At 29.8% G+C, this 382-nt stretch carries 1 protein-coding gene; it reads right to left on the bottom strand.

Annotated features, from left to right (window positions below; genetic code table 11):
• Positions 1 to 163: 163 nt before the first annotated feature.
• Positions 164 to 382, bottom strand: a 219-nt coding sequence (locus E4T88_RS18190; RefSeq protein WP_221411852.1) for a YybS family protein, incomplete at its 5' end; no start/stop codon positions are given.

A 382-nucleotide genomic window follows, 5' to 3' on the forward strand; every position in this document is an offset into this window, starting at 1 on the left:
CTCGCTGCAAATAGGACTACAGTAATAACCGTCGCAATAAACGCCCAAAATATTGAATTTAAAAAACTTAAAACGAGCAGTGCTAAAGCCAAGACCATCATAATAATATAAGGAAATATTAGGGCTTTTTTAACTGATTGACGGTTCATAAACTCACCTCAATTTACTTTTTTATGCGTTGTTTTAAATTAAACCATATGTCCATTAAGCCAAATAAGTATGCAATTGGTTTAAATATAAAAGCAAGAACGAAAATAATTACAGCTACAATTATAGGTAATTTTTTTACTTTTATAAATAAATGGAATAGGGATAATGCTTGGATAAATATAACCCATTCTAACACAAACTGTAAGTTAGTGACTATGCCATACATCACAAC

Origin of the sequence: Dysgonomonas mossii (assembly GCF_004569505.1) — a bacterium.
Lineage (GTDB): Bacteria > Bacteroidota > Bacteroidia > Bacteroidales > Dysgonomonadaceae > Dysgonomonas.